The 22,891-nt window shown below is 54.3% G+C and carries 26 protein-coding genes and 2 pseudogenes; 15 read left to right on the top strand and 13 right to left on the bottom strand.

What is annotated here, in order from left to right; genetic code table 11:
* Nucleotides 1-95: 95 nt before the first annotated feature.
* Both WH279_RS16600 and WH279_RS16595 read right to left on the bottom strand, forming a co-directional pair.
* Nucleotides 96-1,025: a LysR family transcriptional regulator gene (locus tag WH279_RS16600; protein ID WP_339457773.1), complete on the bottom strand. Its 930-nt coding sequence runs from the start codon at nucleotides 1,023-1,025 to the stop codon at nucleotides 96-98.
* Between the two features lie 125 nt (nucleotides 1,026-1,150).
* Nucleotides 1,151-1,546 (bottom strand): (R)-mandelonitrile lyase, encoded by a 396-nt coding sequence (locus WH279_RS16595; protein WP_339458757.1) that lies wholly within the window; start codon nucleotides 1,544-1,546, stop codon nucleotides 1,151-1,153.
* A 456-nt stretch (nucleotides 1,547-2,002) separates the two neighbouring features.
* On the opposite strand from WH279_RS16595, the gene WH279_RS16590 reads away from it, so the two are divergent.
* From WH279_RS16590 to WH279_RS16570, 5 genes are read left to right on the top strand one after another with little or no spacing between them, the layout of a single operon-like run.
* Nucleotides 2,003-4,099, top strand: a complete 2,097-nt coding sequence (locus WH279_RS16590; RefSeq protein ID WP_339457772.1) for a TonB-dependent receptor — start codon at nucleotides 2,003-2,005, stop codon at nucleotides 4,097-4,099.
* A 40-nt stretch (nucleotides 4,100-4,139) separates the two neighbouring features.
* Nucleotides 4,140-5,006, top strand: a complete 867-nt coding sequence (locus WH279_RS16585; RefSeq protein WP_339457771.1) for an ABC transporter substrate-binding protein — start codon at nucleotides 4,140-4,142, stop codon at nucleotides 5,004-5,006.
* Nucleotides 5,003-5,992, top strand: coding sequence for a FecCD family ABC transporter permease (locus tag WH279_RS16580; protein WP_339457770.1), 990 nt, complete (start codon nucleotides 5,003-5,005; stop codon nucleotides 5,990-5,992). Before WH279_RS16585 ends, WH279_RS16580 begins: the two co-directional genes overlap by 4 nt.
* A complete protein-coding gene (locus tag WH279_RS16575) occupies nucleotides 5,985-7,016 on the top strand; it encodes a FecCD family ABC transporter permease (protein WP_339457769.1) in 1,032 nt (343 codons plus the stop codon). Before WH279_RS16580 ends, WH279_RS16575 begins: the two co-directional genes overlap by 8 nt.
* 12 nt (nucleotides 7,017-7,028) lie before the next feature.
* Nucleotides 7,029-7,817, top strand: a complete 789-nt coding sequence (locus WH279_RS16570; RefSeq protein ID WP_339457768.1) for an ABC transporter ATP-binding protein — start codon at nucleotides 7,029-7,031, stop codon at nucleotides 7,815-7,817.
* On the opposite strand, the gene WH279_RS16565 is transcribed toward WH279_RS16570, so the two are convergent.
* Entirely contained in the window at nucleotides 7,814-8,005 is a 192-nt protein-coding gene (locus tag WH279_RS16565) for a hypothetical protein (protein ID WP_339457767.1), read from the bottom strand. The two genes, WH279_RS16570 and WH279_RS16565, sit on opposite strands and share 4 nt — an antisense overlap.
* Before the next feature lie 591 nt (nucleotides 8,006-8,596).
* Here WH279_RS16565 and WH279_RS16560 point away from each other — a divergent pair.
* Nucleotides 8,597-8,810, top strand: a pseudogene (locus WH279_RS16560) (putative quinol monooxygenase); the annotation flags it as partial.
* A gap of 44 nt (nucleotides 8,811-8,854) precedes the next feature.
* Here WH279_RS16560 and WH279_RS16555 read toward each other — a convergent pair.
* Complete coding sequence (locus WH279_RS16555) at nucleotides 8,855-9,745, bottom strand: LysR substrate-binding domain-containing protein (RefSeq protein ID WP_339457766.1); 891 nt, start codon at nucleotides 9,743-9,745, stop codon at nucleotides 8,855-8,857.
* A gap of 161 nt (nucleotides 9,746-9,906) precedes the next feature.
* Here WH279_RS16555 and WH279_RS16550 point away from each other — a divergent pair, with 161 nt between their 5' ends.
* Complete coding sequence (locus WH279_RS16550; RefSeq protein WP_339457765.1) at nucleotides 9,907-10,737, top strand: MBL fold metallo-hydrolase; 831 nt, start codon at nucleotides 9,907-9,909, stop codon at nucleotides 10,735-10,737.
* Nucleotides 10,738-10,762: 25 nt separating this feature from the next.
* Here WH279_RS16550 and WH279_RS16545 read toward each other — a convergent pair whose 3' ends face one another.
* Nucleotides 10,763-11,944: an MFS transporter gene (locus tag WH279_RS16545; protein ID WP_339458755.1), complete on the bottom strand. Its 1,182-nt coding sequence runs from the start codon at nucleotides 11,942-11,944 to the stop codon at nucleotides 10,763-10,765.
* 28 nt (nucleotides 11,945-11,972) lie between these two features.
* Complete coding sequence (locus WH279_RS16540) at nucleotides 11,973-13,169, bottom strand: MFS transporter (protein WP_339457764.1); 1,197 nt, start codon at nucleotides 13,167-13,169, stop codon at nucleotides 11,973-11,975.
* A gap of 134 nt (nucleotides 13,170-13,303) precedes the next feature.
* Between WH279_RS16540 and WH279_RS16535 the strand changes: the two genes are divergently transcribed.
* Entirely contained in the window at nucleotides 13,304-13,891 is a 588-nt protein-coding gene (locus tag WH279_RS16535; RefSeq protein WP_167864917.1) for a TetR/AcrR family transcriptional regulator, read from the top strand.
* 76 nt (nucleotides 13,892-13,967) lie between these two features.
* Here WH279_RS16535 and WH279_RS16530 read toward each other — a convergent pair whose 3' ends face one another.
* From WH279_RS16530 to WH279_RS16515, 4 genes are all read right to left on the bottom strand, one after another.
* Entirely contained in the window at nucleotides 13,968-14,324 is a 357-nt protein-coding gene (locus WH279_RS16530) for a nuclear transport factor 2 family protein (protein ID WP_339457763.1), read from the bottom strand.
* Between the two features lie 253 nt (nucleotides 14,325-14,577).
* Nucleotides 14,578-15,681, bottom strand: a complete 1,104-nt coding sequence (locus tag WH279_RS16525) for an alkene reductase (protein ID WP_339457762.1) — start codon at nucleotides 15,679-15,681, stop codon at nucleotides 14,578-14,580.
* Nucleotides 15,682-15,735: 54 nt separating this feature from the next.
* A complete protein-coding gene (locus WH279_RS16520) occupies nucleotides 15,736-16,317 on the bottom strand; it encodes a TetR/AcrR family transcriptional regulator (protein WP_339457761.1) in 582 nt (193 codons plus the stop codon).
* Between the two features lie 64 nt (nucleotides 16,318-16,381).
* On the bottom strand, nucleotides 16,382-17,014 hold the full coding sequence (locus WH279_RS16515) for a TetR/AcrR family transcriptional regulator (RefSeq protein WP_339457760.1): 633 nt from the start codon (nucleotides 17,012-17,014) through the stop codon (nucleotides 16,382-16,384).
* A 146-nt stretch (nucleotides 17,015-17,160) separates the two neighbouring features.
* Between WH279_RS16515 and WH279_RS16510 the strand changes: the two genes are divergently transcribed.
* Genes WH279_RS16510 through WH279_RS16500 form a run of 3 tightly spaced genes read left to right on the top strand, consistent with a single transcriptional unit; the run spans nucleotide 17,161 to nucleotide 18,437 of the window.
* The gene (locus WH279_RS16510) at nucleotides 17,161-17,544 is read left to right on the top strand and encodes a nuclear transport factor 2 family protein (RefSeq protein ID WP_339457759.1); all 384 of its coding nucleotides are present in this window, start codon (nucleotides 17,161-17,163) and stop codon (nucleotides 17,542-17,544) included.
* A gap of 22 nt (nucleotides 17,545-17,566) precedes the next feature.
* Nucleotides 17,567-17,806, top strand: a complete 240-nt coding sequence (locus WH279_RS16505; protein WP_339457758.1) for a hypothetical protein — start codon at nucleotides 17,567-17,569, stop codon at nucleotides 17,804-17,806.
* A 22-nt stretch (nucleotides 17,807-17,828) separates the two neighbouring features.
* Nucleotides 17,829-18,437 (top strand): flavin reductase family protein, encoded by a 609-nt coding sequence (locus WH279_RS16500; RefSeq protein WP_159336634.1) that lies wholly within the window; start codon nucleotides 17,829-17,831, stop codon nucleotides 18,435-18,437.
* A gap of 103 nt (nucleotides 18,438-18,540) precedes the next feature.
* On the opposite strand, the gene WH279_RS16495 is transcribed toward WH279_RS16500, so the two are convergent.
* Both WH279_RS16495 and namA read right to left on the bottom strand, forming a co-directional pair.
* Complete coding sequence (locus WH279_RS16495) at nucleotides 18,541-18,924, bottom strand: nuclear transport factor 2 family protein (RefSeq protein ID WP_339457757.1); 384 nt, start codon at nucleotides 18,922-18,924, stop codon at nucleotides 18,541-18,543.
* Nucleotides 18,925-19,010: 86 nt separating this feature from the next.
* Complete coding sequence (namA, locus tag WH279_RS16490; protein WP_167864919.1) at nucleotides 19,011-20,087, bottom strand: NADPH dehydrogenase NamA; 1,077 nt, start codon at nucleotides 20,085-20,087, stop codon at nucleotides 19,011-19,013.
* 111 nt (nucleotides 20,088-20,198) lie between these two features.
* Here namA and WH279_RS16485 point away from each other — a divergent pair, with 111 nt between their 5' ends.
* Nucleotides 20,199-20,591: a winged helix-turn-helix transcriptional regulator gene (locus tag WH279_RS16485; RefSeq protein ID WP_159336638.1), complete on the top strand. Its 393-nt coding sequence runs from the start codon at nucleotides 20,199-20,201 to the stop codon at nucleotides 20,589-20,591.
* Here WH279_RS16485 and WH279_RS16480 read toward each other — a convergent pair.
* Entirely contained in the window at nucleotides 20,575-20,967 is a 393-nt protein-coding gene (locus tag WH279_RS16480; protein WP_339457756.1) for a SecDF P1 head subdomain-containing protein, read from the bottom strand. The genes WH279_RS16485 and WH279_RS16480 overlap by 17 nt on opposite strands.
* 230 nt (nucleotides 20,968-21,197) lie before the next feature.
* On the opposite strand from WH279_RS16480, the pseudogene WH279_RS22785 reads away from it, so the two are divergent.
* The 3 genes and pseudogenes from WH279_RS22785 to WH279_RS16470 all read left to right on the top strand — a co-directional run.
* Nucleotides 21,198-21,293: pseudogene (locus WH279_RS22785) on the top strand (glyoxalase); the annotation flags it as partial.
* Nucleotides 21,294-21,369: 76 nt separating this feature from the next.
* Nucleotides 21,370-21,972 carry a LysE family translocator gene (locus WH279_RS16475; RefSeq protein WP_339457755.1) on the top strand — a complete coding sequence of 201 codons (603 nt, stop codon included), beginning with the start codon at nucleotides 21,370-21,372 and terminating at the stop codon, nucleotides 21,970-21,972.
* A gap of 280 nt (nucleotides 21,973-22,252) precedes the next feature.
* A complete protein-coding gene (locus WH279_RS16470; protein WP_339457754.1) occupies nucleotides 22,253-22,876 on the top strand; it encodes a pyridoxamine 5'-phosphate oxidase family protein in 624 nt (207 codons plus the stop codon).
* Nucleotides 22,877-22,891: the final 15 nt, after the last annotated feature.

The raw sequence follows: 22,891 nt of genomic DNA, 5'->3' as shown, positions 1-22,891 counted from the left end.
GGGTTTTTTTCCGGTTTTAGCCAAAACCGGTCATTTATCGCGGGAGAGGTCACAGTTTACTGCTGTAAGAGGCAGTAAAAGCGGAAACTGCGTGTTTAAAGGGAGGGTGCAGCGGGGGCGGCAAACGCGTTCTGGCGCGGATAGCGCAGTGCCTCAATCATGCGTGAAAATGCCGCTGTATGCTGCTTACGGCTGGGATAATAGAGATAATACCCCGCAAAGGGTTCGCTCCAGTCGAGCAGCACACGCTCAAGTGTGCCGCTGGCAAGGTGATCGGCAACGGTATCTTCCGGTAAGCAGGCCAGCCCCAGGCCGGAGAGGGCGGCATCAATGCGTGGCACCAGCGAATTCACAATCAGCTGCCCTTCAACCCGCACGCGTATTTCCCGCTGATCCTTCTTAAATTCCCACGCATATAGCCCGCCCATGGTCGGCAGGCGCATATTAATACAGTTGTGCTGCTGCAAATCCTGCGGTATTTGCGGGCGACCATAGCGGGCGAAATAATCCGGTGAACCGACCACCGCCATACTCCAGTCGGGCCCGATACGCACTGCGATCATATCTTTCGCCACCTGCTCACCTAAACGCACTCCGGCATCGTAGCGGCCGCTGACAATATCCGTCAGGGTGTTGTCGACGGTGATTTCCACATTCACATCGTGGTACTGATGCAGAAACGGTTGCAGGGCTGGCCAGATGGTGGATTGCGCCGCGTGCTCCCCGGCCGTCAGTCGAATATTCCCGGCGGGTTTGTCGCGCATTTCTGTAATGGCGATCAGCTCAGATTCTATTTCTGTCAAACGCGGGCCAATGGAATTGATCAAGCGCTCACCGGCTTCGGTGGGGGCCACACTGCGAGTGGTGCGCGTGAGTAAACGCAGGGCAAGCCGCTCTTCCAGCGCCCGAATTGAGTGGCTGAGCGCCGACTGAGAGACCCCGAGTTTCGCGGCCGCTTTGGTGAAACTGCGTTCGCGCGCCACCACCATCAGGGAAATAAGATCGTTGAAATTATCTTTTAACACGCGAGACCTCGGCACATCTCAGGGGGAAGGCAGGCAGTGTAGCGCCTGACGGCATTCACGGGTAGGGGGCTTGTGTTCAGGTCGGGCGGGGCTGACCGGAGAAGGTCAGCCATCAAAGTCAGCCACTAGCGCTGATACTGCGCCTCGCTCACATGCTCCAGCCAGTCGACCGCTTTACCGTCCTGCGCCTCAGCAATCGCAATATGCGTCATGGTGGTATCCGCTCCGGCACCGTGCCAGTGCTTCACACCCGGGCGGATCCAGACGATATCCCCGGTGGCAATCGCCTGTGCTTCCTTATCCCACTCCTGCACCCAGCCCTGGCCTGCGGTGACAATCAGCGTTTGCCCCAGCGGGTGAGTGTGCCACGCCGTGCGCGCCCCGGCGGAAAACGTCACGGTCGCACCGCCCACGCGGGCCGGTTCAGTAGCGCTGAACGGTGCGTTGATTTCAACCTTACCGGTGAAGTAGTCAGCCGGGCCAGCCGCCGCAGGTTTACTGCCGTGTTTAATAATATCGATCATCATTTTTACTCTACATTGATATCTGTCCATCATAGAGGATTAGCGCCATACGATTGAGAACGTCTGGTGTATAGAAGTGATGAAAAAAATTCATAAATACGTGATCTGGAAAGTCACACTGGCATTTATCGGATCTGTTTACGCGCCTGAGCTGTTTTTTTGAGACGGAAAAGAGTGATGTGCATCACATTTATCAGTAAAAAATAGCGTTCGTCCGGAGACAAATCAACAAGGGGGAGAGCCGATATTTTTTGTTCTTCATCAGTTAGTTAAGCCAAATTTAAGTGACTTTTCACCTTTGGTGTAAGGAATATGTAAGGAAGAATGTCTAATTATTCCTATTGTTACCGTAAATGATAATGATAATAATCGCATTCGCATTACCACTGGTGCCCTTTGGCACATTTAACCTGCCCCAAAGCGGGTTTTTCTCCAGGTAAAAAGGATCGTGAGATGAAAGTCAGGGCGCTATGTTCGCTGATGCCGTTATTAATGGCAGGGCCACTTTATGCTGAAGAAACAGCCGATAGCGGGGGAGATATGGTGGTCAGCGCCAGCCGTACCGCCAGTGAGAAGAAAGATTCCCCGCAGGTCATCACCATCATTACCAAACAGCAGATTGAACAGCAGCGGCAGATCACCTCTGATACCTCACAGATTTTAAGCAACCTGTTACCGTCGTTTTCCCCCAGCCGTCAGAAAATGAGCGGCAGCGGCGAAACCCTGCGCGGCCGCATCCCGCTGGTGATGATTGATGGTATTCCCCAGTCGAACCCGCTGCGTCCTACCGGGCGCGAAATGCACACCATTGATGCCTCAATGATCGAACGTATTGAGGTGATCCACGGTGCCAACGCCAGCAACGGCATTGGTGCCGCGGGCGGGGTGATTAACCTGATCACCAAACGGCCGGAACCGGGTGCCTTTAATCAGCATTTTGGCGTGGAAGCCTCATCTCCGACCTCGCAGCTCAAAGGCGACACCATGGGGTACAAAACCACCTATGGCGTTGATGGCCGCGAAGAGTATCTCGATTACCTGTTCTCGGTAAGCTATGAAGATCAGGGGCTGTATCTGGATGGCAATAACCGCCCGGTGGGGGTGGATAACACCCAGGGCGATCTGATGAACTCACGCGCTTATGATCTGTTAGGCAAAGTCGGTTACTGGCTGGATGACGATCAGCGCATCCAGCTCAGCGCCAGCTACTACCAGCTTAAAGGCAAAAATGATTATCTCAGCGTCACCGGCGACCGTGAACGCGGCATCCCGACCACTTCGATCAAGGGTACGCCGGAAGGGGAAGCGCCACATAATGAGGTCTGGAGCACGGCGATAACCTACGACAACTACAATCTGGCCGGCATGAAACTGTCTGCGCTGGCGTATTACCAGCAGTATGAAGCGCTGTTTGGATCAACGCTGTCCGGCTCCTTCCAGGATGCCAACATTGCCCCGGTGGGCACGCTGTACGATCAGTCGCGCGCGGTCACCACCAAGTACGGCACCAAAATGGCGCTGACCAAAGACGATATCTGGGACGACTACCTGAAAGTCACCCTGGGCTTCGATACGCTGTTCGACCAGTCGAAGCAGGATCTGTGGGGCACACATCGCACCTATGTACCGGAAATTAAATACACCGATCTGTCGCCGTTTGTGCAGCTTGAAGTCGCCCCCGTGGACTCACTCAAACTGTCCGGTGGCGTGCGCTACGAATATGCACGCCTGGATATCGACAGCTACCAGACCATCGCCAGCGCCAACAGTGTGACGGTCGGCGGCGGGAAACCGAGTTTCGATAAAACGCTGTATAACGTTGGCGCGGTATGGACGCCGGTTGAGCCACTCAGCCTGTTTGCCAACTACTCTCAGGGCTTTGCCATGCCGGATGTCGGCCGTGTGCTGCGCGGCATTAACCAGCCGGGGATGAGTGCAGGGACCTTCCTGAACCTGCAACCGATTGTGACCGAGAATACCGAATACGGTTTCCGCATCGATCAGCAGCCGTTTGATTTTGAACTGAGCTACTACCAGTCCCGCTCCAAGCTGGGTAGCCGTGTTGACCGCGTGGGGGATGTCTACGTGACGCGCCGTGAGAAAACCGAAATCGACGGCTTCGAAGGCACCCTGGGTTATGCGGTCAATGATGATCACCGCCTGAAACTCAGCTACTCGCATATGCGCGGCCGCTATGACAGTGATGAAAACGGTAGCCTGGATGCCAAACTCGATGGTCTGAATGTTTCACCGGACCGCATTATTGCCAGCTGGTCGGCGAACTGGACGCCACAGTGGAGCTCCTTTATTCAGGCCAACTGGGCGTTAAGCCGTGAGTTTGATGAAGAGGATAAAGACTTCAGCGGTTACGCGCTGGTGGATGCCGCCGTAGGCTATAAACTGCCGCGGGGGCGGGTGAACCTGGCGGTCTCTAACCTGTTTGATAAGCAGTACATCACCTATTATTCGCAGAGTGCCCTGGTGGAGCCGGACCGCTACTTCTCCGGCCGTGGCCGTACGGTGACGCTGGGTTACAACGTTGATTTCTGATGCAGTAAACGATGATCGCCGCAGGGTGCTGCGGTTTGGTATGGGCATATTGGCCGCCGGTGCGCTGGTGCCCTTCAGGGCGCAGGGCACCGCTTCCTTACGCGTGATTACCCTGTTTCAGGGGGCGACCGATGCCCTCGTGGCGCTGGGGATCACCCCCAGCGCCGTGGTGGACTCCTGGAGTGAAAAGCCCACCTACCGCTATCTGCGCACGGCATTAAACGGTGTGCCGCACGTCGGGCTGGAAACCCAGCCCAGCCTTGAAGATATCGTGCTGCTGCGGCCAGATGTGATTATCGCCTCGCGCTTTCGCCACCAGGCGCTTGCGCCACTGTTGAAGCAGATCGCGCCGCTGGTGATGCTCGATAACGTCTACGAATTTAAGCAGACCGTTGAGGCGGTGGGCCGGGCGGTCAATCGTCAGCAGATGGCTGCCGCGTTGCTACTCCGCTGGCAACAGCGCGTTAATCGCCTGCGTCAGTTACTGGAACAGCACTATGCAGCACGCTGGCCGCTGACGGTCTCCGTGCTGGATATCCGCGCGGACCATCTGCGTAGCTATCTGCCACAGAGTTTTCCCGGCATGATCCTCAGCGAACTCGGCTTTCACTGGAATGAGGCCGCACGTCAGGCAACAGGCGTGTCGATCAAACTCAGCGGCCGTGAAAGCCTGCCGGTGGTCAATGCCGATCTGTTTTTTGTCATGCTGCACGCGGAAAAGTCCGTGGTGCGGGATAATTACCGCACGCTGGTCAGTCATCCACTCTGGAAACAGATGCAGGCGCCGCAACACCACCAGGTGTGGCAGGTGGACAGCGTGACCTGGGTACTCTCCGGCGGGATTATCGCCGCGAATGCGGTGCTGGACGATATCGAACGCCTGCTGATTACGGGGCAGCCAGCATGACGCCAGCGATGAAACTGTGCATCCTGGCGCTGCTGCTCCTGATGGCCGTGTTGCTCAGCCTGATGGCCGGGGCCAACTGGATATCACTGCCGCAGGTGCTGGCGGCGCTGACCCGGCACGATAGTATGAACCTCCAGCATATTCTGGTGACCACCTCCCGATTGCCGCGTACGCTGATGGCGCTGGCCGTGGGGGCCAGTCTGGCCGTTGCGGGTGCGCTGATGCAGGCGCTGACGCGTAATCCGCTGGCGTCACCCGGCCTGTTTGGCATCAATGCCGGAGCCACCTTCTTTATTATCCTGTGCAGCGCCGTATTCTCACTGGCTTCCCTCAACGCGTTGGTCTGGTGCGCCTTTGCCGGCGCCGCCGTGGCGGGAACGCTGGTGTGGCTGATCGGTACGGCCGGGCGTGGGCGCCTTAATCCGCTGCGTATTGTGCTGGCCGGGGCATCGATCACCGCGTTGTTTACCGCCTTTAGCCAGGCGATGCTGGTGATCGACCAGCAGGGGCTGGATACGCTGCTGTTCTGGCTGGCCGGATCGCTCAGTGAGCGTGAACTGACTGCTGCATGGCCGATCCTGACGCTCAGCGCTGTTGGGCTGGCGGTCACGCTCCTATTTGCCGGGCAGGTGAACGTGCTGAATGCCGGGGACGATATAGCCACCGCGCTGGGCCAGCGTGCCGGGCCTGTTCGCCTGCTGCTGGCAGGGCTGATTGTGCTGCTGGCTGGGAGCGCCGTGGCGCTGGCCGGCAGCATTGGTTTTATCGGCCTGGTGGTGCCGCATATGGTACGCAAAGGCCTCTCCATCGATCATCGCTGGCTGTTGCCAGGCTGCGCGCTGGGGGGCGGGTTACTGTTGCTGCTGGCCGATATCCTGGCCCGCGTGGTGATCCTGCCCCAGGAGGTGCCGGTGGGGGTGATGACCGCGCTGTTTGGTGCGCCTTTCTTTATCTGGCTGGCGCGGCGTGGAGGACGCTATGGATAAAATTATCGCGCTACGCTGGGGCGCTTTTTCACGCCAGATCAATCTGAACACCGTGTTACGGCTGTTGCTGGCGTTGGGTATTCTGCTGCTGGTGATGCTGCTGTCGCTGACGCAGGGAAAAGTGACAATGTCACCCATAACCGTGTTGCGGCTGCTGTTGAGCGATGACTCCGGCGGGCTGACGTTTATTGTGCAGCAGCTTCGTCTGCCGCGCATCGTACTGGCGGGGCTGGTGGGTGGGGCGCTGGCGGTATCGGGTCTGATCCTGCAAAACATTATTCGCAATCCATTAGCCTCGCCCGATCTCCTGGGGATCACCAGCGGTGCCGGGACGGCCGCCGTGATCTACCTGGCCTTCTTCAGTATGACGCTGGGCGACAGCCTGCTGCCGCTGGCGGTTATCGCGGGTGCCGGACTGGCTACCGCCAGCGTCTGGCTGCTGGCCTGGAAGCAGGGGGCATCACCGCTGCGACTGGTGCTGATCGGCGTGGGTGTGTCGGCGCTGCTCGGGGCGGTGACCACGCTGATCCTGGTGTTCAGCCCGCTGACCACCACGCTATCGGCCTACGTCTGGCTGACCGGCAGCGTATACGGAGCCACCTGGTCGCAGGCCGTGGCTCTGGCGCAGTGGCTGCTGGCGATCCTACCCTTATTGTTCTGGCTGGCCCGTCAGGTAATGGTGCAACAGCTGGATGAGGCGCTGGCAGGCGGCATTGGCGTGCGCGTGCAGTGGCAGCGCGGCGGACTGTTACTGGTGAGCGTGGCGCTGGCAGGCGTGGCGATTGCCTGGGGCGGGGCGATGGCGTTTGTCGGGCTGATTGCCCCGCATATCGGCAAACGCCTGGTTGCCGCCGAATTTGCCGGGCAGGCGTTGATGAGTGCGATGGTTGGTGCCATGGTGCTGATACTGGCCGATCTGATCGGCCGCGTGCTGTTTCTGCCCGCCGATCTGCCTGCCGGGATTTTTGTCGCGGTACTCGGCACACCGTTCTTTTTAACTCTGCTGATCACCCAACGTCACTAAGGAAGCTGAACTATGACGGCCATTGCCGCCCGCGATCTGACCCTGAGTTACCAGAATCAGACCATTATTGACGGTCTGGATATTGACCTGCCGCAGGGGAAAATCACGGTGCTGATCGGCAGCAACGGCAGCGGAAAAAGCACGTTGCTGCGATCATTCGCGCGCCTTCTGAAGCCGCAGTCCGGATCGGTCCGCGTCAACGGTCAGGATATTCAGCAGCAGTCGACCGTTGCGGTGGCCCGTGAGCTGGCGATCCTGCCGCAGAACCCGGTAGCCCCGGAAGGCATTAACGTGCGCCAGCTGGTGAGCCTGGGGCGTTACCCCTGGCAGAACTGGTTGCAGCAGTGGTCAGCCCGGGATGAAACCGAGGTTAATGCCGCTCTGCACGCTACCCATGTTGCGGGGCTGGCCGCTCGCCCGGTTGAGGCGCTGTCGGGTGGGCAGCGCCAGCGGGTGTGGATTGCCATGACGCTGGCGCAGGGCACCGAAATTTTGCTGCTGGATGAGCCGACGACCTTTCTTGATGTTGCCCACCAGATTGAGGTGCTGGATCTGCTGCGTGACCTGAATCGCCAGCAGAATAAAACCATTGTGATGGTACTCCACGACCTCAATCTGGCCTGTCGTTATGCCGACCATCTGGTCGCTGTGCATCAGCGCGGCGTGGTGGCGGCAGGGGCGCCGCAGGCGATCCTCAGTGAAGCGTTGGTAAAAACCGTGTTTGACCTGAACTGCCGCATTATCGATGACCCATTCTACGGTACACCGCTGGTGATCCCGCTCAGTAAAGAACACGGCTAGCGGGGGCACGCCTGCACGCAGCGTTGCAATGCGCCGCTGCAGCCGCTGTTTTTATCCCGATCGCAGCGGCTGTTCTGCACATAGCAGCTTTGCTGGCAGGCGCCATTATCGTTAGCGGCGATGGCGGCAACGCCGGGAGTGAGCAGGGCAATCAGTAACGCGATGAGCAGTGGTAGGTTGAGTGACATCGTCTGGCTCCGTCGTGGCTTTACTCTTAGCGTAATCCAGGTCTGTTAATAGCGCCTGTCCATACATCGAAATGATATCCCCCGCGGCTAAACCTACCCGTAGTGGTCGACCCTCTTTTTCGGTCGACCAGTGCTGATGGTTGGCACATCAGGCCAGGTCAAAATCCTGAGGTCAACGGCACAGGTGTTGCTGACATCATTTGCAACCGGGCTAAGGCCAGCTTGAGCACGCCGGAACGGAAAAACCCACATCCCTGCGTGCCTCGGCTCGCGCCATCCCTGGCGCGTGACGTCCGGCTTACCTCAAGCTGGCCTCATCCCCACCGACAGGGTGCACGCGGTGGGTTTTAAAACCACGACGGCGATCTCCTGTGGGGATGACATCTTTCCGGTGGGTCGGTGTCAAGAAAACGCCTGATATAGTGGTAGGATGGGACTGGCGGCTATCAGCGACAAGCAAACACAAGGATGGATAGAAACAGTCATGTTGGATAATGATTTTTAATATTTCTCAGACACAGCTCTGAGCCATTTTTCCAAAACATTTTTTTCGCCATTTTATGTATATTCTTTTTATCTTTAGAGGCTGTAATGCTAAAAGTCATTGCCGAAGATTTTATAAAACCTGATGGGGTTGAAAAAAGTTATGCCTTTGTACCGTGAGCTAATATCGGCCACAAAAAAGGAACCTCTTTGCATCGCTTATGATCTGTATATCGATGAAAAGGATCCGGGGCATTTTATTTTTATAGAGGAATGGCCGGATCGTGCAGCGCTTGAATTGCACTGTGCCGCCCCTCTCTTTTTGATGTGAGGTTATGTCTGCTCCCGGCACAAAGCTGCCCACCATTATGTCTTCAGCAATGATTCTGCCTGCAACCAGTGCTCAAAATCGTGCAATGCGGATTCATTGACTGCGGTTTCAACCGATTTGACTAAACAAAATGTCTTGCTCAGTTGTTCTGATTGCGGCCAGGGCGCAACCAGCGACCCACTGTTAAGCTCTTTTTCGATGTAGATGCGAGGCAGCATGGCGATCCCTTGTCCTGCTAATACGGCCGCTATCGCCATTTCATGAAGGTCATAGCGAACACCCTGAGCCGGGTTATCAAGGACGATCCCGCTTTGCCCGGCATAATGAGGCCACGCTTCCGGATTCTGCCGTCGGTGAATACGGGGCAGAGTATTCAACTGACTAAAGATATCCTCGTCTGTTAACAGGCCGGGATGGCACACCGGCACCAGTTTCTCCTCAAACAGAACGTGCATACGCATGCCTGCCCATGCGGGATGCTCAAAATGAATGGCTGCGTCAAAGCCACTCCCGGTGAGAATGAAGGGATCGGTTCTGGCCGCGATATTCAAGGTGATGTCCGGGTATAAAGACTGGAAGCCATTGAGGCGAGGGATAAGCCAGCGGCTGCAAAACGTCGGCAGGACGGCAATTTCCAGCGTTCTGCTACCTTCGGGCATTCCCATAACGTATTGAGTATCGCGTTCGAGCCGTTCCAGTATTTGCCGCACGTGATGGGCATAGCGAGCCCCCACTGGATTGAGCTTTACCCGGGTTCCCGTCCGGTCAAACAGTCTGCAATCGAGCAGAGACTCCAGGCGGGCAATCTGACGGCTGATGGCGCCTTCCGTTAATGACATTTCCTCTGCGGCTCGCGCAAAATTACCGTGCCTGGCGGCGGCCTCAAACGCCTGAAGTGAAGCACTGCTGGGAATTTTTCTGCGCATGAATATGACCTTCTTCAAAAAGGGTGGTGAGCTGTCAGTGACATAATGTCACTAATGGTTGAGTAAATATCGATTTATTACCGAACTGGCGGCTTATAGGATGAGTAAAAGTCACTAAGCAGGCTATTGAGCACCTGTTATTTATTCATGCCGAGGTCACTATGAGCAATCCGTCATTACCATGCCGTCAGATTGGGGATTTTTGGGTGACAGCCCTCAGCGATGGCACGATGTCAGCGAGCCTGGAGTTATTGTCAGGGATTGAGACCGCAGAAGCGGCGGCTATTCAGCATAACGCCCGGATCGCTGAACCCGGCAATATCCCTATCAACGGGTACCTTATTCAGGGCAGGGGGCGGACCCTGCTGGTCGATGCCGGTGCGGGAGGTCTGAACAACGTCGGCGGGCAGCTTAAAGAGACGCTTGCTACTGCTGGCGTCAGCCCCGATGACGTGGATACCGTATTACTGACGCACGGTCATCCTGACCATATTGGGGGGCTGCTGGATGCTGAAGGGCAACCAGTATTTAATCAGGCAGAACTTTATCTTCATCCGCTCGAAGCGAGATACTGGCAGGATGATGAAAAACGAAAAATGGCGAATGAACGTGGGCAGCGCAATTTTGATCTGGCCCGACGAACGTTAGACGCCTATGCCCGTAAAGTGCGCCTGATTGGGAAGGGCGAGGTGGCTGACGGCATTCTTCCGGAATGGTTGCCGGGTCACACGCCAGGGCATACGGGTTTTCGCATCACTTCAGGCGATGAATGTTTATTGATTTGGGGAGACATCGTCCATTTCCCCCATATCCAGTCAGCACGCCCCGACGTTTCAATTGTCTTTGACTGTGACCCCCCTCAGGCCAGAGAAACACGGAAAAAAATCATGGCTCAGGCGGTAAGAGAAAATCTCCTCATCGCTGGAATGCACTTAGACAGTACGGGATTTGCCAGGGTGTTTAAGGCGGGTGAGGGATACCGTATTGCCTGACCGGAAAATGAATGGGGGGTCACTCTCATCGTGTCTCCCCTCTATTCATGCCAGCAGCGACTGCCAAAATTAAGGCGACAGTCGCTAAGCCACAGGCCAGCCAGAGTGTATCTGTCAGGGCCAACCTGTCGACGATCTGGCCCCCGCTCCACGACCCCAGCGCAATCCCTGTATTGAAAACCCCGACATAAAGTGCAGCGGCGATCTCCACGGCACGGGGTGCGGCTTTCATCATCCAGGTCATTAGTCCGACCGAAAGCCCACCGTAAGCCAGCCCCCAGAAAATGAGGACACCGCTACCTCCTGTGACCGATTGCCCGGCGACAATGAACAGTAACGGCGTTAACACCAGCCCTGTCGCAATCGCAGTCAGGGTGAATGCCGTATAGCGCGCTGCGGTGATACCTGCCAGAAAATTACCGGCGATACCGGCGATACCGTAGGCCAACAAGATGGCACCTATCCATTGGGTTTCAAATCCTGACACTGAGATCAGTAGTGGGCGTACAAAGGTAAAGGCCACGAAATGGCTTGTTACGAGTAATAACGTCAGGAACAGACCGGTTTGTATTTTGCGGTTGCCAAGCAGCGCGATGAAATGGCTGAGGTTAGCCGAACCCGTAACGGGCAACGCCGGAATGACCGCAAGATGGAATGCCAGCACCAGTGCGCTGAAAATGGCCATGATGCCAAATGCCCAGCGCCAGCTGATGACATCGCCAATAAATGCCCCCAGGGGCACGCCCAATACTGATGCAGCAGCAACACCGCCGAAGATAATGGAGGTGGCCAGGCCAATCGCCTTCTCCGGGACCAGACGCGAGGCAAGCCCGCCGGCGATTGCCCATATTCCCCCCATGCAGAAGCCAACCAGAATCCTGGCTGCAAGCATGATGATCAGATCAGGGGCCAGCGCGGAGGCAAGGTTTGCCACAACCAGCAACGCCAGCAGGCCACACAGTATCCGTCGGCGATCTATTCCACCCGATGCAATGACGACGAATGGCGCGAACAGAGCGGCCAGCAATGCTGGCAGGGAAATCATCAGACCTGCGCTTCCTGTCGTAATGCTGAGTGTGCCGGCAATGGATGTCAGCAACCCCACCGGCAGCATTTCTGTTGTGACAACAGAGAACGTCGCCAGACCGACCGCGATCACTGCCGTCCAGGTGTGGCGAATAGAGTCCATGGAAGAAAATGTATTCATCATTCAGATCCTAAAGAATGCACCGAACTCAGGCGCGATTATCCTGCTTGTGCAGGGTTAAATGACTTAACAGTGCCATGAGCAGTACCAGGACTCCGGCACCTAAGGCGACATAGAATCCAGCGGGTGATCCATTGCTATCAACCACCTGACCCGCGAGGGCGGCGCCCAGCGCAACGCCCACATTCAGCCCGGCCAGCAGCCAGGTCATGCCTTCTGTTAACTGACTTTCAGAAACCTGACGTTCAACGAGCGACATGGCCACGATCAGGGTTGGGGCGAAAAAGAGGCCCGCCACCAGGACGGCGGCCGCCAGCGCGGTAAGATGGGTGACCAGTATCAGTGGGACAGTGGTTGTGGCAGTGGCCAGCCCGCCCAGCCACAACAGCCGATGAAGTGGGGTTTTCAGCTTGAGTGAGCCATACAGCAATCCGGATACACATGAACCCACGGCATAGGCTGATAACACCAGGCTGGCCGCCGCCGGGTGCCCCAGCGCTTCGGCCCAGGCGACACTCACGATATCAATCGTGCCGACGATAACGCCCATCGCTACCATCAGCAGCGCCAATAGCCGCACGCTGGTTATCCGGATGACCGAACCTGAGCCAGTCTTGCTGCAGGAGACCGCCATGACCGGAGGTTCCGTTCCGCGCTGTATCACCAGTGCAAACACGCCTGAAAACAGCAAAAGTGCCGTGAGCAGCAGACCCGCCTGGGGAAACAGCGCGATGGAAAGGCCAATCGAGAGGGGTGGGCCAACAATAAACGTCAGCTCATCGAGCACCGTTTCAAGCGAATAGGCAGTCTGCAAACGCGGCTGGCCCCGGTAAAGTGCCGTCCAGCGTGCCCGTACCATGGCCGACATGCTGGGCATAAACCCCGCCAGGAATGCACCAAAAAACAGAGCCCAGCTGGCAACACTCCAAAAGGAACAGGCGATGAGGATAACAAAACCCGCGACACTGATCGCCGTAGCCGCAGGCAAAACGCGGTGCTGCCCATAGCGATCCACATATCGGGAGATCTGAGGTGACAGCAGGGCGTAGGTCAGAACAAAGGTCGCGGAAATGGCTCCCGCCAGCGCATAGCCTCCGTACTGCTGCGAAAATAGCGTGATAATCCCGATGCCTGCCATCGGCAACGGGATGCGCGCTAACAGGCCTGCAACGGCAAAATGTGCCGTGCCAGGGGCAGTAAAAAGGTCTCGATACAGATTAGCCATCATCATCTCCGGTAGCATTTGCTTGCCACAACGAGGTGACACAGCGACAATACATACAACGCGTATGAATCCAATCCTATATTCATACGGAGTGTTTGTAAATAATCATTCATGTCGTATGTAAGGAGAAGATTATGGTTCGCCGCACCCGTGCCGAGATGGAAGAGACCAGAGCCACATTGTTAGCCACTGCCCGTAAGGTCTTTTGTGAATATGGCTACGCTGATACCTCAATGGATGATCTGACTGCGCAGGCAGGGCTGACCCGTGGTGCGCTTTATCATCACTTTGGTGATAAGAAAGGATTGCTGGTGGCAGTGGTGGAGCAGATTGATGACGAGATGGATCAGCGTCTGCAGGCGATTTCCACTCATGCAAATGATCCGTGGGAGGGCTTTTGCAACCGCTGTCGGGCTTACCTTGAGATGGCGCTGGAACCTGAATTTCAGCGTATTGTGCTGCGTGATGCTAAAGCGGTGCTGGGCGGTTCTTCACCTGAATCGCAGCGTCATTGCGTGGAATCCATGCGCGGCCTGATTCGCAATCTTATTCAGCAAGGTGTCGTAGACGACGTCGACCCTGAGGGACTGGCTTCGCTGATTTACGGTAGCCTGGCAGAAGCGGCATTCTGGATTGCCGAGGGTGATGAGAGCAATACGCGGCTGACACAAGGCATTACCGCGCTGAACCTGCTACTTCGCGGATTGCGACGGGCGGGCTGAGAGCATATTGGCACGCGCGGGTAGGGGGAGGCTACAGGAAAACTATCCGTATTGGGCGACGTACCGTCATTCACATCTACTCGCTAACGGCCTCGGGTGTTCCTTGATGGAAAACCAGTGTCCATTGCCCACGATGAGAGCATTCCCAGCAAGAAGAACGCAACGCGGGGCGACTGCCATCAGCATTAATCGTTCTGTAGTGTAATATCGCGGCATCATCGCTTACTCGGATAATCCGGAAGTCGCTGCTGAAAATAGTAGGTGCACAGACTTCTCCCACAAGAGATTCGATTGTCTGCGCACGATCAATCAACATACCCGATCGTGTGATTTCAGTGAATTCGTGATGAAGTATCTGTTCAAGCCATTCCCGGTCATTCCGTTTAGCTCCTTGAAGAGAGCATTCGAGCGCTTTCAGCTTTTCCAGGAGCATGGCATTCATCCTCATTAAATGGTGACGGTCACTTTAATGACCATGATAGTTCTGCGTCAGGATTTCCGCTCCTGGCACTAAGCAAGCATGGCGCACAGGGTTCAGGAATAACGCTGTAGCGCCACAGTAGGGCATCGAGAAAATCAGGAACTTTTCTTAATATCACCTTTACCATTTTTGCTTAGCTGGCGAAACGATAAGATCATTGACGATGACGTTCAGGGGCGGGACGAATACCCGCCATCAATGTTTATCAATGATTCGCTTCTGGCCAGTCGGTGTAGCCCTTCGCGCCACCGCCGTAATAGGCTTCTTTCGGCGCGATGGTCAGTTCGGCACCATAACGCAGGCGCTTCACCAGGTCCGGGTTGTAAATAAACAGGCGGCCGAAGGCGACGGCATCAATGATCCCGGCATGACGACGACTGATGGCCATCTCCAGGTCATAGTTGTTGTTACCGATGAACGGGCCGTCGAACTGGGCGCTCAGCGCATCCATATCCACATCAGCAGGAACTTCACGCGACGTTGCCGTTGCCCCCTCAACAAAGTGCAGATACGCCAGATTAAAGCGATTCAGCTGCTGGATCAGATAGCCATACATCGCCATCACATTGCTGTCCGGCGGCGTGTTACCCGCATCAGGGGTCACCGGTGACAGGCGGATGCCAACGCGTTCATTGCCCCAGATGTTGACGATAGCTTTCGTCACTTCCAGCGTCAGGCGGGCACGGTTTTCAATTGAGCCGCCCCAGTCATCGGTACGGTGGTTAGTGGAATCGCGCAGGAACTGATCGAGCAGGTAACTGTTGGCAGAGTGCACTTCAACACCGTCAAACCCGGCGCGCAGGGCGTTTTCTGCCGCATGCTTGTACTGCTCGATAATGCCGGGAATTTCGTCTGTTTCGAGCGCGCGCGGCGTGGAAACCGGAACAAAGCCGTTAACGGTGTAGGTCTGGCCTTCAGCTTTGATGGCCGACGGGGCCACCGGACGTTCCCCATCAGGCTGTAGCTCAACGCTGGAGAAACGGCCCACGTGCCAGAGCTGGCAGACAATTTTTCCGCCTTCAGCATGAACGGCATCGGTGACTTTCTTCCAGCCTGCAACCTGTTCTTCACTCCAGATCCCAGGCGTAGCCGCATAGCCACGGCCCTGAGCGGAGATGTTAGTCGCTTCTGAAATAATCAGGCCAGCGCTGGCACGCTGCGCGTAGTAAGTTGCATGCAGTTCGTCAGGAACACCTTCCTCGCCATAACGGCTGCGGGTTACCGGCGCCATGACAATACGATTCGACAGCTGAAGTTTCCCCATGGCAACGGGTGAAAATAAATCGGTACGGGTGGTGTTATCAGTCATAGATACTCCAAATAGTTGACCAGTCGTCTAGTTAATTGGTGAAAAAAAATGCGGCTATCTAAGCAGCCGCTTTGTCGCATTCATTGCTTTATCGAATGACGTATCCGGGTCGTGAATTTTTGCCATAAGTGAAGCACCCAGCCAGAGCTGGTAGAGCTCTTCAGCGAGATCTTCTGCATCATCATCACCGGATAATGAGCCATCCTGCTGGCCCTGGCGAATGCATGCCGAAATTCTCGCCACGATGTCGAGGGTTCCTGTCGCCAGAACACTTCGCATGCTGTCATATTGGTCGCACACTTCCGCGCCAAGCTTAACGACAAGGCACTTACTTTCCGGCAGGTCGGCACCCTGTGTCGTTTTCCAGAAGGAAAAATAACGCAGCAGCCGCTCGCGGGCGGGTTCGGCACCGCGCAGTTGTTCATCCACCTGAATAAGGTAGTTGCTGAAATAGTGCTCTAACAGCGCCTGAGCAAACTCTTCCTTGGACTGGAAGTAGTAATAAAACGATCCTTTGGGGATCCCGGCGGCTTTAACAATTTCAGCCAGGCCGACGGCGCTGTAGCCTTTGTGAGTAATCAGCGTTCTGGCCACATCGATGATGTGCTGACGCACGTTAGTCGCGTGTTTTTTCATAGTCCGGTTACTGTAAATTAAAAACTGACCAGTCGTCTAGTATTGTGAGTAGCATTTTGTGCGATCAGTTTTTGTTCACTGGCAGCAATCGGGTGGCATGCTGTCCGATCGTCTTGAGGCTCTGCAGCGTCGCGCCGTCTTTAGCTTCAATCGACATCCCTTCCAGCAAGGTGTTGAGAACGGTTGCCAGCGCGGCGGTATTGGTGTCTACCGGCAGCTGCTTTTCCCGTACGGCCCTGGTGAGTCGCTTATCGAAGAGATCTTTGCCTTCCTGCCTGAGCACGCTGACCGCCTTGACAACATCGGCGGACTCCTGCGAGACATTGATTGCAGCAAGCACCACCATGCAACCGCACGGCGCGGAGGGTGACAGCAGTATATCGGCCGATTCACTGAAGAAGTTATCAATCGCCTCGTGAATATTCTCTACCTCTTCCAGCCGTTCCCAGGTCGCTTTCCAGTAAACCTTTTCGTAATAGCTCACGGCTTCCAGAAACAGTTTCGCTTTGTTACCGAAGGCGGAGTAGAGGCTGGGCGGATTGATCTCCATCGCTTCACATAGCTCGGCGACCGATGCTGGCTCAAATCCTTTTCGCCAGAAGATATCCAGTGCGCGGAGCAGGGCTTTATCACGATCAAAACTTCTCGGTCTGCCCTTGGGCTTTCCGCTGGCTGTGTTTACACCTGGCGTTTTCATTTCTGGGTTCTCAATCTATCGCTTGACACTTTACATAGTGATCACTATACAATAATAACATTACTTAGTGGTCACTACAAAATGGTACCAGCAAGTGAAAGAGGGGATCTGAACGGATACCCGGTTTATCACTACGGAGAAAGAAGATGAGCGAAATAACTTACGTACAGGATTACAACGCCATTGTGGCTGTACTTAATCAGTACAACGAAGGCGGTAAACAGGCTAAGAGCGAGATCATGAAGCCCGCTTTCAGTGAGCAGGCCACCATTTTTGGCGCTGACGGCGACGGTAATCTCACCGGTGGCCCCATTCAGGGGTTGTTCGACGTTATTGACTGCGATTTCCGTCCCTCTCCTGAGGCGAAGGCCGCTATCGTTCGCGTGGATATCGTCGGAACCGCAGCTAGCGCACGCATTGATACCGATGACATTTCAGGCTTTCGCTTCACCGACTTTTTCAATCTTCTGAAGGTGAACGGCAGCTGGACCGTGGTCAGCAAGATTTACCATACCCACGTCGCATCCTGATATCCATTTGGTCAGCTCACTGATGCAGCCTGCAAGCACTACCGGACTCGTCGGTAGCCATGTGCTGGAGCTGGAGCTGGCCAGCTCAGCCTTGCGTACGGTGAGCCTGATTCTGCTGACGGGAAAAGAGGAAACTGTCATTGTGTGGCAGGCCAGTTTTGAAGCCCGCTCGCGCGGTGAAACGCAAAAGATGGAAGACGTCGTTATGCATCTCATCATGTCAGGGCATAACAGCCTGGCCGATTATCTACAGCAACAGTGAATACTGAGGAGACCGTCTGAAAATGAACGATTACATCCAGCCTGTTGAACTGGCAAAGGCATATCGTCTGATTAATCATGGCCCGACAACGCTGGTTTCGGCGCAGCATGACGGAACGGAAAACGTCATGGCTGCGTCATGGGTTTGTGCGCTGGATTATGGGCCAGCGCGATTGACCGTTGTCCTTGATAAGGCGACCTTCACCCGCGCGCTGATTGAGCAGAGCGGGCACTTTATGATTCAGGTACCGATCGCATCACAGGCTCCGCTGGTACATCATCTGGGCTCACAATCCTTCTTCAGCGATAAGGACAAACTGGCCCGTTCAGGCGCGACGCTTTTTCACCTTCCTGACGTAGATGCACCACTGGTTTCTGGATGTGCCGCCTGGCTTTACTGCGAGCTTATCCCCGAAGAGCATAACCAGCAGGCCTATGATTTGTTTATTGGCGAGATCAAGGCAGCGTGGGCTGACACGCGCATTTTCAGGGACGGACACTGGCAGTTTGAACACGCGTCTTCAGACTGGCGAAGCCTGCACTATATTGCCGGCGGACATTTCTACACCACCGGCGAGGTGCTTGAGGTGTCGGATGTCCCTTCAGACACGCCGGGTGCTCCGCAGGGCTGAAAATGCAAGTGATGTCCGTCACAACTTACCTCTCTTCTGGCCACGCGGTTCATGCCTGGCCAAAGAATACGTTTTTTCAAATGCGCTTTACGTCATCTTCCATTTACTGATTTGGGTGTGTGTAAAAAATCTTGCTGACCACAGTCCATTTGCCTTCGACCTTTAGCAGATGGAAGAAGTCGGTGAACGAGATGCCAGACATGTCGTTGGCGTCGATACGGGCGCTAGCCGCCGAACCAACGATCTCGATGCGGGTGATCGCGGCCTGGGCGTCTGGAGAGGGGGTAAAACCGTTGTCGATTCCATCAAACAGGATTGGAATCGCGCCGCCAGCGAGCTGACCATCGTCATCGACGCTGAACATCGTGGCTTGCTTACTGAATGCTAGCTTCATAATGCTGCTTTTGGCCTGTTTGCAGCCCTCAATGTACTGGTTCAGCACCTCGTTGATGGCTTGGTATTCGTGCACGTAAGTCGGCTTGTTCATGTCATTACTCCTGGTTGTTAATTCGAGTCGCAGCAATATCAGTGCCATTTTGCAAATGACGCACCTGGGCTTCGAAGGCTTTCAACTTAACGCTCTACAGTGCTCTCTAGTTCAGCTGCTGGCTGACGTGGCTGAGAACGTTGCCAGCCTGAACCATAACGCGTGTACTGCGCCGGAACCGGAAGTTCGACATTCAGATTATCCGCAGCTGTACGTGCCCAGAACGGATCTTTGAGCATATCGCGACCCACCAGAATGATATCGGCGCGACCGTTCTGCAAAATCTCTTCAGCCTGACGACCTGTTTCGATCAGACCGACTGCACCGGTTTTGATATCCAACTCGCGGCGCAGCAACTCAGCAGCCGGTACCTGATAACCGGGATAGGTAGTTACCGGCACCATGGCGATCCCACCGCTTGAGCAGTCGAGTAAATCAATACCTTGCTCTTTCATCCATTTCCCATATATCAGGAAGTCTTCTGGACGGTTACCACCTTCCACATAATCAGTCGTGGAAATACGCAGGAACAGCGGGCCTTTCCACTCACTGCGTACCGCATCGATAACTTCACGCATAATGCGGTAGCGGTTTTCGTGGCTTCCTCCGTACTCGTCGGTACGGTTGTTAGCCAGCGGAGACAGGAACTGATTCAGCAAATAACCATGCGCACCGTGAATCTCGATAACGTCGAAACCGGCTTCACGTGCACGACGCGTACTCTGGCGGAAAGCTTCTACAACCTCTTTGATCTGCTCAATGCTCATGGACTGCGGTACGCGGGACTGCGGCGTGAAAGGAATCGATGAAGGCGCGATTGACGGCAGGTCAATACCCAGTTGACGACCAGCATGACCGATTTGCGCGCCGGCTTTCCCACCAAAACGATGAATAGCGTCGGTTACGCGAGACAGCCCTTCAACGTGGCTGTCGTCCCAAATACCAATGTCGCCCGGGCCAATCGGGCCATTTGGCAATACGGAGGCGGTTTCCAGCATGATCAATCCCGCGCCGCCCAAGGCCCGCGAGCCGTAATGAATAACGTGGAAATCGTTAACATGGCCGTCCTCAGAAGCAGAGTGCATGCACATCGGGGACATGGCTATACGGTTACGGAATTCAACGCCATTAATGGTAATGGGCTCAAAAAGTAAAGCTGACATTTCTTCTCCAGAAAGTGTTTTATATTTGACCCGCTCAAAGTACCATGCGGTCATCTTTAGTAAATACGCTAAAAAAAAGCACCTACTTACCAAAAGGTAACCGTGAAAATTATGACAAAATTACGTAATTATAACTGCGCACCGGGATGTTCGATGGAAGCGGCTCTTCACATCATGGGGGGAAAGTGGAAAGGGGTGATCCTCTATCATCTCTTTAAGGACGGTACACAGCGTTTCAGTGAGCTTCAGCGATCTATGACCACTATCAATCAGCGGCTACTGACGAAGCAGTTACGCGAGCTTGAGGAGGATGGTCTGATCCTGCGAAAGGTTTATCCTGTTGTTCCGCCTAAAGTAGAGTATTCGTTGAGTGAGGAAGGTCGTGAGCTCAACAAGATCGTCATGGATTTAAGTATCTGGGGCAGAAAGTGGCTCGAGAGACGCGGTCTTAAAACCGCAGTGCAAGAAGATATGGATGAGCTAAAAGTTATTCTGGGCGAATAATAACTGTTTCATAATCATGAAATATTTTCATCAACAGAACCCTTGGTATTTCCTTTGCAGATATTCTGAAACGAGTGCTCAGGCGCGAGGCAATCACAGCGGATGTAAGTTTGTTACCGTTATAGGCGATGGTCATCTGCTTGCCGATGTTCTGTTGGGTCAGGGTCGATAATTTCTTCCCACATTCATCGGTGAATTTCATGATTATATTCTCATTATCCACTTCATCCGTCTCAACATATTGAATGGACTCTACACATCCAGAGTCGAAGGAAGTATTTTCCCCTGAGACCGAAAAATCAAAATCTCCTTTTGCTGCAACCGATGTCAATGGGATGAGTGCTACGATTAACAACGCCCCAGATTTGATATACATTCTCATCTCCTTGTTTTGGTAAGGATTATACATTAATCCTTATGAAACACAGCCTGTCTGCTTCCCATAAATTAGCCTATCGCAATGTAAGCAACACCCGCTCCTGGCACGGTGAACAGTCTCGGGAACATCAAGGTCCGCGGTGAGCGAGAAGCAAAGGTTCTGGTTGCTACTTAGAGTAGGATAAGATGTCGAAGTTAGCCGTGGTGATATCTGAAGAAGGGCTATAGAAGGGCGTTAAACATTTTGCCGTCTGGCCGCTATCGCAGGCCGCAAAATCATGCTTTGGCACAGAGCAGTGGCCAACTGAGCGCCCAATACGCCAAGGATAGGTTGAAATATAACATCTCCAAAGCGCCTTGACGGGCAATACACTAGAGCGTCAATGACTAACAAAAATCTATGGATATAAACCTTCTTGGCTTTATGCCAGCGTTACTCCCTGTTGCACTGTCCCCCGGAGCAAGCTTCACTCTTGTTATGAGCGGTGCTCTGGCAGGTGGTCAAAGAGGATTGTTCAGGACTCTTGCCGGAACGGCTTTGGGCATTTACACCCACGCAGTTCTAATAGGCCTTGGGATAACCGCTGTGCTCATCTCGTCTCCAGAAACTTTTGCTGTGTTGAATGTTTTTGGAACCGCCTATCTGCTCTGGTTAGGAGTGATGCTCATCCGCAACGGCATAAGGGCAAATCCAGGAGGGTTTGCTGATACAAAGCATTCTGTGACATTAAGAGAGGCCTGGATAGCGAATGTTTTGAATCCTAAAGCCATTATTTTCTATCTGACTGTCGTTTCGCAGTTCGCAGGGATACAGGGAGGCGTTTGCAACTATCTGACACTGGCGTCAGTACATGTCGTGGTGATGTGCATTTGGCTTTACGCCGTCAGTCAAACACTGATCTTTTCAGTTAAAAAAGCCAACCCAATAAAGCTCAAAAAATACGTCAACATTGCTGGCGGGATGTTGCTTATTGTTTTTTCTCTGCACAGCCTGATCCCGTAATTCATCACTTATAGCGATAACTGCCGCTCCTGTCACCTGGATGCCGAGGATAAGGCTTGAGGGGTAGCGGTGAGCGAGGAGTGGAAGTTATGCCTGAGCGCTTACGGTTCACTCTTCATATCAGTCAGCGCGATCAGAAAAACTACGCGTGGGCGATTGCCCGGCCTGATATCTACAACTACAGTCAAAAGTAAACATAACAAGCGTTCATAATGCCCGGCCACGAGTCCTTTGAGAGTACAAGTTCTGCTTTTAGCAGAAAACAGCGGAGGTGAATGAGATGGTTGATGAAAACATGCGAATTACGGACAGTCATGAGCTTGAGAAACTTTACGGTGCGGTCGCAAAATCTTCTTTAATGAAGGTGACAGACCATATTCATCCTGCCTACCGACCCTTTATTGAGGCATCAACATTTGTGGCGCTAGCGACTTCAGGGCCTGATGGTCTGGATGTATCGCCAAGAGGTGATCCTGCAGGCTTCATTTATATCGAGGATGCTAAGACTCTACTTTTGCCTGACCGCCGGGGTAATAACCGCATTGATAGTCTGCACAATATATTAAATGACAATCGGGTTGCGATTCTCTTTTTAATTCCCGGCATTGGCGAAACTTTGCGTATAAGTGGGACCGCTGAAATACGTAAAGACCCGGCTTTGCTTGATAAATTCGCCATCAATAATCAATCCCCTAAAACGGTGCTACGCATTTCAGTGGAAAGCGTTTTTTTCCAGTGTAGTAGAGCAATCATTCGCTCAAAACTCTGGGATCCAGCCGCACAAATTGACAGGCAGTCTCTTCCCAGCACAGGGAGTATCCTGAGTATGATTTCACGGTCAGAAATTGATGGTTTGGCTTACGACGAGGCCTTGCCGGAGCGGTTGAAAAACACACTTTACTGATTGTTTACCGCTAGT

The organism is Erwinia sp. MYb375, assembly GCF_037479175.1.
In the GTDB taxonomy this organism is placed as follows: Bacteria; Pseudomonadota; Gammaproteobacteria; order Enterobacterales; family Enterobacteriaceae; genus Erwinia; species Erwinia rhapontici.
This window is presented reverse-complemented; position numbering and strand designations above follow the sequence as displayed.

Bases quoted from the DNA above. Each gene is read 5' to 3' on its own strand.
- namA (WP_167864919.1), bottom strand. From the start codon at position 20,087: ATGTCAGCTTTACTTTTTGAGCCCATTACCATTAATGGCGTTGAATTC.
- WH279_RS16470 (WP_339457754.1), top strand. From the start codon at position 22,253: ATGGTTGATGAAAACATGCGAATTACGGACAGTCATGAGCTTGAGAAA.
- WH279_RS16545 (WP_339458755.1), bottom strand. From the start codon at position 11,944: ATGAATACATTTTCTTCCATGGACTCTATTCGCCACACCTGGACGGCA.
- WH279_RS16495 (WP_339457757.1), bottom strand. From the start codon at position 18,924: ATGAACAAGCCGACTTACGTGCACGAATACCAAGCCATCAACGAGGTG.
- WH279_RS16565 (WP_339457767.1), bottom strand. From the start codon at position 8,005: ATGTCACTCAACCTACCACTGCTCATCGCGTTACTGATTGCCCTGCTC.
- WH279_RS16570 (WP_339457768.1), top strand. From the start codon at position 7,029: ATGACGGCCATTGCCGCCCGCGATCTGACCCTGAGTTACCAGAATCAG.
- WH279_RS16520 (WP_339457761.1), bottom strand. From the start codon at position 16,317: ATGAAAAAACACGCGACTAACGTGCGTCAGCACATCATCGATGTGGCC.
- WH279_RS16515 (WP_339457760.1), bottom strand. From the start codon at position 17,014: ATGAAAACGCCAGGTGTAAACACAGCCAGCGGAAAGCCCAAGGGCAGA.
- WH279_RS16480 (WP_339457756.1), bottom strand. From the start codon at position 20,967: ATGTATATCAAATCTGGGGCGTTGTTAATCGTAGCACTCATCCCATTG.
- WH279_RS16525 (WP_339457762.1), bottom strand. From the start codon at position 15,681: ATGACTGATAACACCACCCGTACCGATTTATTTTCACCCGTTGCCATG.
- WH279_RS16585 (WP_339457771.1), top strand. From the start codon at position 4,140: ATGGGCATATTGGCCGCCGGTGCGCTGGTGCCCTTCAGGGCGCAGGGC.
- WH279_RS16510 (WP_339457759.1), top strand. From the start codon at position 17,161: ATGAGCGAAATAACTTACGTACAGGATTACAACGCCATTGTGGCTGTA.
- WH279_RS16550 (WP_339457765.1), top strand. From the start codon at position 9,907: ATGAGCAATCCGTCATTACCATGCCGTCAGATTGGGGATTTTTGGGTG.
- WH279_RS16475 (WP_339457755.1), top strand. From the start codon at position 21,370: ATGGATATAAACCTTCTTGGCTTTATGCCAGCGTTACTCCCTGTTGCA.
- WH279_RS16505 (WP_339457758.1), top strand. From the start codon at position 17,567: ATGCAGCCTGCAAGCACTACCGGACTCGTCGGTAGCCATGTGCTGGAG.
- WH279_RS16580 (WP_339457770.1), top strand. From the start codon at position 5,003: ATGACGCCAGCGATGAAACTGTGCATCCTGGCGCTGCTGCTCCTGATG.
- WH279_RS16575 (WP_339457769.1), top strand. From the start codon at position 5,985: ATGGATAAAATTATCGCGCTACGCTGGGGCGCTTTTTCACGCCAGATC.
- WH279_RS16530 (WP_339457763.1), bottom strand. From the start codon at position 14,324: ATGCTCCTGGAAAAGCTGAAAGCGCTCGAATGCTCTCTTCAAGGAGCT.
- WH279_RS16500 (WP_159336634.1), top strand. From the start codon at position 17,829: ATGAACGATTACATCCAGCCTGTTGAACTGGCAAAGGCATATCGTCTG.
- WH279_RS16590 (WP_339457772.1), top strand. From the start codon at position 2,003: ATGAAAGTCAGGGCGCTATGTTCGCTGATGCCGTTATTAATGGCAGGG.
- WH279_RS16535 (WP_167864917.1), top strand. From the start codon at position 13,304: ATGGTTCGCCGCACCCGTGCCGAGATGGAAGAGACCAGAGCCACATTG.
- WH279_RS16540 (WP_339457764.1), bottom strand. From the start codon at position 13,169: ATGGCTAATCTGTATCGAGACCTTTTTACTGCCCCTGGCACGGCACAT.
- WH279_RS16555 (WP_339457766.1), bottom strand. From the start codon at position 9,745: ATGCGCAGAAAAATTCCCAGCAGTGCTTCACTTCAGGCGTTTGAGGCC.
- WH279_RS16485 (WP_159336638.1), top strand. From the start codon at position 20,199: ATGACAAAATTACGTAATTATAACTGCGCACCGGGATGTTCGATGGAA.